This is a genomic window from Azospirillum sp. B4 (assembly GCF_000333275.1).
Lineage (GTDB): Bacteria > Pseudomonadota > Alphaproteobacteria > Azospirillales > Azospirillaceae > Nitrospirillum.
In genome coordinates, this window is record NZ_BACU01000207.1 from 1 (window position 1) to 6,926 (window position 6,926).

General features: G+C 64.6%; 7 protein-coding genes and 1 pseudogene. 6 read left to right on the top strand and 2 right to left on the bottom strand.

Going from position 1 to position 6,926, the window contains the following annotated elements:
• A partial coding sequence (locus I55_RS09105) for a TonB-dependent receptor plug domain-containing protein (protein WP_148293639.1) occupies nucleotides 1-945 on the bottom strand: 945 nt, incomplete at its 3' end.
• 308 nt (nucleotides 946-1,253) lie between these two features.
• Between I55_RS09105 and I55_RS09110 the strand changes: the two genes are divergently transcribed.
• Nucleotides 1,254-2,060 carry an IclR family transcriptional regulator gene (locus I55_RS09110; RefSeq protein ID WP_044560213.1) on the top strand — a complete coding sequence of 269 codons (807 nt, stop codon included), beginning with the start codon at nucleotides 1,254-1,256 and terminating at the stop codon, nucleotides 2,058-2,060.
• Nucleotides 2,061-2,106: 46 nt separating this feature from the next.
• Here the strand turns inward: I55_RS09110 and I55_RS09115 are convergent, their stop codons facing one another.
• Nucleotides 2,107-2,451 carry an L-rhamnose mutarotase gene (locus I55_RS09115; protein WP_044560214.1) on the bottom strand — a complete coding sequence of 115 codons (345 nt, stop codon included), beginning with the start codon at nucleotides 2,449-2,451 and terminating at the stop codon, nucleotides 2,107-2,109.
• Between the two features lie 235 nt (nucleotides 2,452-2,686).
• Between I55_RS09115 and I55_RS09120 the strand changes: the two genes are divergently transcribed.
• The 5 genes and pseudogenes from I55_RS09120 to I55_RS38320 form a co-directional block, all read left to right on the top strand.
• Nucleotides 2,687-3,703 carry a LacI family DNA-binding transcriptional regulator gene (locus I55_RS09120; RefSeq protein WP_199902525.1) on the top strand — a complete coding sequence of 339 codons (1,017 nt, stop codon included), beginning with the start codon at nucleotides 2,687-2,689 and terminating at the stop codon, nucleotides 3,701-3,703.
• A gap of 6 nt (nucleotides 3,704-3,709) precedes the next feature.
• The gene (locus tag I55_RS09125; RefSeq protein ID WP_044560216.1) at nucleotides 3,710-5,323 is read left to right on the top strand and encodes an alpha-L-fucosidase; all 1,614 of its coding nucleotides are present in this window, start codon (nucleotides 3,710-3,712) and stop codon (nucleotides 5,321-5,323) included.
• Nucleotides 5,324-5,450: 127 nt separating this feature from the next.
• Nucleotides 5,451-5,825, top strand: coding sequence for a beta-galactosidase (locus tag I55_RS37670; protein ID WP_199902526.1), 375 nt, complete (start codon nucleotides 5,451-5,453; stop codon nucleotides 5,823-5,825).
• 91 nt (nucleotides 5,826-5,916) lie between these two features.
• Nucleotides 5,917-6,543, top strand: a pseudogene (locus I55_RS38315) (beta-galactosidase); the annotation flags it as partial.
• 99 nt (nucleotides 6,544-6,642) lie between these two features.
• Nucleotides 6,643-6,926: beta-galactosidase trimerization domain-containing protein (locus tag I55_RS38320; protein ID WP_252181085.1), on the top strand; the 284-nt coding region annotated here is incomplete at its 3' end.

Consider the following 6,926-nt stretch of genomic DNA (forward strand, 5'->3'; position numbering starts at 1 on the left):
GGTGTCCGACGGCTTCCATTGAAGGGCGACATCCGTGCCGAAGCGCTGCCGGTTCCCATAGTTCTTGTTCAGGCCGCCGCCGTGCGTGATCGTGGTGAGCTGGCCCGTGCGGCCGAGGGCCGCCGCCGTCGCCGCGTCCGAGGGGTTGACGAAGCTGCCGTCTGGATTCCGGCTCTGGTTGAGCGTGTAGAAGGGCTCCGTCGTGATCTGGTCATCGCGGAAATAGTCCTTCTGGTAAGCGACATCGGCAAGCACGCCGATTTCGCCGATGCCCGTGTTCCATCGATCACTGACCAGGACGGACCCAGAGGGGCCGGTTTTTTCGGCCAAGTCGTAATAATTTCCGGTCACGCCACCGGCGAACTTGAAGCCACTGAAGTCAAAGGGCTTTCGCGTGCGGAAATTGATGACGCCGCTGAGTTGCCCTTCGACCTGTTCGGCTGACGGATTCTTGTAGACATCAATGCCCGCCAGCAATTCAGCCGGGACGTCCTCGAGGTTTAGGAGATCGACACCGCCAGCGGTGAAAATATCCCGGCCGTTCAATTCGGTGCGCACCTGGGTCAGGCCGCGGATGGCGACGGAACTGCCTTCACCGTAGTTGCGCTGGATCTGGATACCGGCGACCCGCTGCAACGCTTCGGCGACATTGCGGTCGGGAAGCTTGCCGATGTCCTCGGCGACGATGGAATCCACGATTTCCGGCGCATCGCGCTTGATGGCTTCCGCTGACTTCAAGCTCGCCCGCACCCCCGTGACGACGATCTCTTCCAAATCCCCCTGATCGCCGGTCGCGCCAGCGGCGGTGGCATCAGCCGGCTTCTGGGCCGTGGCCGCGGCGCCGGCCGTCTGCGCCATGGCAGGTGCGGACCAGATCAAGGCCAGCGGCAACGGCAGGCCGGCCAACAACGGAATCAGTCTCAATGAATGGCGCCCACGCATCATGTGCGTTCTCCCCTGATGATTTTTATACCCGGAATGGTTTTTACCAGTACAATCTAATTATCATATATGCAATACAAACTTTGACGCCAGGTTCGCGAGGCGCCGGACAGCACAGCCCGGTCGCCGGCAAGGGGCGTAGGCAAGGGGCGTAGGCCCAAGGCTTCCGGGCTGCGGGAATGTGAGGTATCGATGGGGCGATGGACCGACGAAGACATTGACGGCGGCGGGAAGCGGAAGGCTGGCGGTGTGATGGACACGGCGGTGGCCAGTCCGCCCGCCCGGACGCGTCGTCAAACAGGGGGAAGCACATGACCCGAGCAGGCCCTAAGGGCACCTATGCCGCGCCAGCCATAGAAAAGGCGTTTGAAATCCTTGAGATGCTGGCCGACCATCGCGACGGGGCATTGGTCAGCGAGATGGCGGCGCACCTCAACCGATCGGTCGGCGAGCTGTTTCGGGTCGTCATCGTGATGGAGCAGCTCGGCTATCTTCAGAAATCAGCCAAATCAGATCGCTACACCGCTGCCTACAAGTTGCTGGACCTCGCCTATCGCGCGACCCCGGCGCAGAATATTTTGGAAGCGGCATTGCCAGAGATGCGCCGGTTGGCGACCGAAACCGGACAATCATGCCATTTCGTCGTCCCCAACGGCGGCGAAGGGCTTGTCATCGCACGGGAGGAGAATCCCGGCACGCGGGGTTTCTCGCTGCGGCTCGGCGCGGCGATCGACATGCTTAAGAGCTGCTCCGGCCAGGTGATCCTGGCCTTTTCCAAACCTGAACGCGCTGATCGCATCATCGCCGAGGCGGAAACGGTCCAGGGCGTGTCGGCTGACCGCGACCGCCTGGCGCAACGGTTGGATATCATCAGGCGGGACGGCTTCGACCACCGCAAGAGCCCGATCACCCACGGCGTGACCGACATCAGCTATCCCGTGTTCGGCTTCGACCGGGATATCGTTGGCGCGCTGACCATCCCGTTTCTGGCGCTGCTCGACGGTTCGCAGAAGGTCGACTTTGAAACAGCCCGGAGATTGCTCCAGGTCGCCGCCGGAAACATGTCGGCGACGCTCGGTTACATGCCCGCCAAGCCGGCTTCCGCCCCTCCGCGGTGACGATGCGGGGGGGCGGTGACAGAGATCGCCATTCCCCCGCACAGGCTTACTGGTCGGCCAAGCTGAAAATGCGGTCCGCCGGCACCCATTTCTCCCCCGCCTTGGCCCAGGGCAAGGGGCGTTGGAACGTGTCCATCAACGCCTCCCATGCCTGGACATCCACGTCCGCGGCGTCCGCCTCGGCCTTGGCAGCGGGGTCGTAGTCGTCCGCCACTTCCATGATCATCGCCAGCCGATCGCCACAGAGATGGATTTCCATCTCCAGAATGCCGGCCTGGCGGATGGCGCGGACCACCGCCGGCGGCACCTTGCCGGCCGCATGCCATTGGCAATAACGCTCGATCAGGGCGGGGTCGGATTTCAAATCCAGCATCAGGACATGACGCTTCATGGGCTGTCGTTTCCTCGTGATCTTCACACCTTGGCAGCGGTGCGCATGACGGGCCGCCGGTCGACGGAATGGACGCCGGCGGATGTTCGGCCAGGGTACCGCCCACAGCATTTCAGAAAACGGGCTTGTTATAAATATGCTTAATCGCTACAGTTATCGCTAACTGCCACGCGGGAAAGGCCTATAGCCACGCGTCGGCCCACCACGGGGAGAGCCGCGCACCTTGAGCGCCCGCATGAAAGACATCGCGCTGGACCTGGGACTGTCCGTGGTCACGGTTTCCAAAGCCCTGCGCGCCCATCCAGATATCGCGGAGGCGACGCGCCGCCGCGTGCTGGAGCGGGTGGCGGAACTGGGATATCAGCCGAACCTCATGGCGCGCTCGCTGGTCACCGGCCAAACATGGACCATCGGCCTGATCGTGCCCGACCTGCTTCACCCCTTCTTCGCGGGTATCGCCAAGGCCATTTCCAACGACATCCGGGGCCATGGGTACGGGCTGCTGATCTCCTCCTCCGATGAGGATCCGGATGCGGAGCGGCAACAGATCAGGCACCTGTTGGCCCGACAGGTCGACGTGATCGTGTTGGCGTCCACCCAGACGACCACGGACGGCCTGCGGGAGATTGAGCGGCGCGGCACGCCCTGCATTCTGCTGGATAGACGGTTCGCCGGCGCACAAGCCCATTTCGTCGGCAATGACGACGAGGCGGTGGGCGCGTTGGCGACCGCGCATCTCATCGCGCAAGGCTGTCGGCGCATCGGCCATCTTCGCGGGCCGGAGGTGAGCACGGCGGCGGGTCGTCTTTCCGGCTTCCGCCAGGCACTGGCCGACCACGGGTTGGCGGCGGCACCGGAACACGTGATGGCGTTGGGACCATCGGGTGACCACCGGGGTGAGGAAGCGGGGTATGAGGCCGCGCGGCAGCTGCTGGCGATGACGCCCAGGGTGGACGGGCTGTTCTGCTACAACGACCCCTCCGCCCTGGGCGCGATGCGCGCCGTGCTGGAGGCGGGACTGCGCGTCCCCGACGACATCGCCATCATCGGCTGCGGCAACCTTTCCTATGCCGACTTCCTGCGTGTGCCCTTGTCATCCGTCGACCAGGGGGCCGGCGCCATCGGCCAGCGCGTGGCCCAGTTGGCCATCAGCCTGGCCGGCAACAAGAAAGCGGCGTTGCCGCTCCATGTCGATCTCGTGCCGCCACGCCTGGTGGCGCGCGCATCCACCATACGATTCCCAAGGGGATAACAGCTTATGGTAAGCCCGACGCGTCGTGACCTTGTCCGCTATGCTGGCGCGGTCTCAGCACTGACCTTGTCCACCGGGACGGCTTCGGCCAAGGGGAACGCTGCCACGGGCCCGTTCCAGCCCACCTGGGACTCCCTGGCGGCCGGCTATCAGGCGCCAACCTGGTTCCGCGACGCCAAATTCGGCATCTGGGCCCATTGGGGACCGCAATGCGCCCCGGAATTCGGCGACTGGTATGCCCGCCGCATGTATATGCAGGGGGATCCCACCTATGAGCACCATGTCAAAACCTACGGCCATCCCACGCAATTCGGCTTCATGGAACTGATCAACCGCTGGAAGGCGGAGCGGTGGGACCCGGAGGAACTGACCAAGCTCTACAAGGCGGCGGGTGCCAAGTATCTGGTGTCCATGGCCTGTCATCACGACAACTTCGACAACTTCGACTCCCGCCACCATGCCTGGAACGCCACGCGGGTGGGGCCAGGCAAGGACATCGTGGGCGGCTGGGCGGCGGCGGCGCGCAAGCACGGCCTGCGCTTCGGCGTCAGCAACCACGCCAGCCATGCCTGGCACTGGTACCAGACCGCCTACGGCTATGACGCCACCGGTTCCCATGCCGGCCAGCGCTATGACGCCTTCCGCCTGACCAAGGCCGATGGGGCCGGGAAATGGTGGCAGGGACTGGACCCCCAGAACCTTTATACGGGACGCAACATGGTGATCCCGGACGGCATCACCGATCTGGCCGCCATGAACGCCTGGCACGAGGCCCACGACGGCATCTGGAACGAGTCCGTGCCCCCCAACCGGGCCTTCGCCGAAACCTGGCTGAAACGGTGCCAGGACCTGATGGACCGCTATCAGCCGGACCTGGTCTATTTCGACGATACCGGCCTGCCCCTGGGCGAGTATGGCCTGCGCGCCACCGCCCATTATTACAACCAGAGCCTGGCCCGGAAGGGTGCGGTGGACGTGGTTGTGAACTGCAAGGAACTGACGGACCTGCAGCGCCGCGCCGTGGTGGCCGATATCGAGCGTGGGTTCAGCGACCATATCGTGCCGGAGCCCTGGCAAACCGATACCTGCCTGGGCGATTGGCACTACAGCCGGCCCCTCTATGAACGCAAGGGCTACCTCACCGCGCATCAGGTGGTGCAACGCCTGGTGGACGTGGTCAGCAAGAACGGCTGCCTGCTGCTGAACGTCCCGGTCCGCAGCGACGGCACCATCGATGAGCTGGAGCGCGGCATCCTGGAACAGCTGGTCGGCTGGATGGCGACCAACAGCGAGGGCATTTTCGACTCCCGCCCCTGGAAAACCTACGGCGAAGGCCCCACGGAGGTCGCGGCCGGCAAGTTCAACGAGGCGAAGCTGCGTCCCTTCACGGCGGAAGACATCCGCTTCACGGTGAAGGGCGACACCCTCTATGCCTATGCCCAGGAATGGCCGGACCAAAAAAGCCTGACCATCCGCACCCTGACGCCGGCCGCCCGTCCCGTCCAGCGGGTGGACCTGCTGGGCGGCGACGCCTTGGATTTCAAGCAAACCGACAGCGGCGTCACCGTGACCCTGCCGGACCACCGGCCGACCTTCACCCCCGCCTTTCGCATCCGATAGGCGCCGGCCCGCAAGCACGGGCGCCAAAACCAGATCGTGTGAGACAGATATGGCATCGCGTTTTCCAGCCGGATTCCGGCGCCAGGCGCTACGCGCGCTCCTGGCCACCTTGTTATGCACCGCTTCGATGGGCGCGGCCAACGCGCGGGAGGCGCAAACACCCGCAGGTTGGCCGGGGCCCGGCCAGCTGTTCGTCGGCGCCTGCTACCAGCCGATAGACCGCACGCCAGCACAGATCGACCAGGACATCGCCATCATGAAGCACGCGGGCTTCACCGTGGTGCGCATGGGCGACCTGTCGTGGGATTCATTCGAGCCAGCGCAGGGCAAATTCACTTTCGAGTGGTTCGACAGCGTCCTGGACAAGATGCACGCGGCCGGCATCCGGGTGATCCTGGATATTCGGGGGACGCCGCCCCCATCTGGGTGCAACGCGCCTATCCCGGCGTCGACATCGTCAAACAGGCGGGCGCCCGGCTGCCGCCGGCGGAACGCTACATGAAAACATTCAGCGATCCCGACTACGTGCGTGAGGCCGNCATCCTGCGGAGGCCCTGACCAAACGCTACGCCCACCACCCGGCCATCATCGCCATCGGGTATGACAATGAGATCGGCAATGGCTTCATGTCGTATTCCGAGGCCGACCGGCAGCGCTTCATCACCTGGCTGCGGCGGAAGTACGGCACCATCGACGCCTGAAACAAGGCGTGGGCGACGCAGCGGTGGTCGCGCCGCCTCAACGATTTCGCCGATGTCGACCTGCCCCTGGCCGACGGGCCCGGCCCGGCGGAGCGGTACCTGGACCTGCACCGCTACTGGTCCGATGTCACCGTGGACCGGCTCCAGGAACTGGACGCGATCCGCCGTCGCGCCATGCCGGACCTGCCCACCCTCTCCAACCTCTGGGACTATGCCCCCCGGCGCGGCTTCGACTATCTCTCCACCTACAAATCCTACGTCTCCTATGGCGCGGAGGGGTTCTACCCGGCCGATCCCATAAGCGGGGCCTTCAACGCGCTGATGACCAAGGGCGACCTGCCCACCCCCATCTGGTTCAACGAATTCACCGCCGGCGGTGGCGGTGATTACGGCACACCCGGCCGCAGCCGCATGTACGCCTATCTGGGGCTGCTGCTGGGGGCGCAAGGCATCCTGGCCTGGACCTTCAACAGCCATCTGGGCGGGGAGGAGCAGGCCCTGTTCGGCCTGGTCGACCACGACGGGACACCGTCCTGGAAGGTTGACGAGTTCGGCCGCATCGCCACCGAGTTCAAGGACCTCGCCCGCTACGGCTTCCCGCGCTACACCCATCCCGAGGTGGCCATCGCCTATTCCTTCGAATCCGCCATCGCCTCCCACCCCAACGGGCCGTCCAGCACCACGCGGCAGTATTTCCAGGGCTCCTACGGTGACATGGTGCAGGGCGCATTCGAGCCGTTGTTCAAGGCCAACATCGACACCGCCATCATCAACATTGGGCACGACACGCTGGCATCCTACAAGCTGGTGGTCATCCCCGCCGACTATGTGATGGATGCCGCCAGCGCCAAGGCCATCCGGGAGTATGTCCAGAACGGCGGCACGGTGCTGATGACCGGCTA

What these genes read in the sequence shown, in the direction of transcription:
- I55_RS09115 (WP_044560214.1), bottom strand. Translation starts at nt 2,451, where the DNA reads ATGAAGCGTCATGTCCTGATGCTGGATTTGAAATCCGACCCCGCCCTG.
- I55_RS09125 (WP_044560216.1), top strand. Translation starts at nt 3,710, where the DNA reads ATGGTAAGCCCGACGCGTCGTGACCTTGTCCGCTATGCTGGCGCGGTC.
- I55_RS09110 (WP_044560213.1), top strand. Translation starts at nt 1,254, where the DNA reads ATGACCCGAGCAGGCCCTAAGGGCACCTATGCCGCGCCAGCCATAGAA.
- I55_RS09120 (WP_199902525.1), top strand. Translation starts at nt 2,687, where the DNA reads ATGAAAGACATCGCGCTGGACCTGGGACTGTCCGTGGTCACGGTTTCC.
- I55_RS37670 (WP_199902526.1), top strand. Translation starts at nt 5,451, where the DNA reads ATGGGCGCGGCCAACGCGCGGGAGGCGCAAACACCCGCAGGTTGGCCG.